The 735-nt window shown below is 57.1% G+C and carries 1 pseudogene; it reads right to left on the bottom strand.

Annotation, left to right across the window (positions count from 1 at the left end):
* Window positions 1-665 (bottom strand): annotated as a pseudogene (locus tag ACWUKX_RS30985) (calcium-binding protein); the annotation flags it as partial.
* Window positions 666-735 lie beyond the last annotated feature (70 nt).

A 735-nucleotide genomic window follows, 5' to 3' on the forward strand; every position in this document is an offset into this window, starting at 1 on the left:
CCCCAGGCATAGGCAAAGTCGAATTCGGGCGACGGAACCAGTTCGTCCCAATGGTCCATCATCGTCTGCAGCTGATCCGTCGTCGGCATGACATATTTGCCGCCCGTGTTGGTCGTCCAATTGCCGCCGCCAAAGGTCTGATGGACCGGGACGATCTGGCTGACCGGGATGCCCGACTCCACCGCAGCAGCCACGGTTCTGTCGATCATGTCGTAGTCGACCGTGTCTGTTCCGGTGCGCACCGGATAAGCGCTTATTCCAAACAGATCGATATGCGTGTTGTCATAGTTGTAGGTGTTGGAAAAATCCGGGTCTGCGGCAGACCCCATGTCCATCGCGGTGATGAAGGTCTTGGCGTCTGGCATGCGAGAGTGGATCCAGTCGGATTCGGCTTTCAGATCCTCAGCGTCTACCTGGGTGTGGTATTGGCCGGTGGGATCCGGCTCGTCGACGAGAAAAAACCCATACACCTTCGGATTGCCAAGGAAGGGGGTGACCTTGTCGATAAAGGACTGGGTCACGCCCTCGCCCTCGTTGAGCCAGACCATAGCCTTCATGCCATCCGGTAGCTCGTTGACCTGCTCGACGGTTTGAACGTCAGCCAGATTGAAACCGGCGCTCGCGACTTCTGTGGCGGACCCACCTGCTGCGAAATGAAGTGCCATTGATAATCCTTTTTTTCTTAGCGCCCCGCGGTGGCCTGCCTACTCGACGGCGTATATTAGCGCCAAATCA

The sequence above is a fragment of the Mesorhizobium sp. f-mel genome (genome assembly GCF_053850215.1).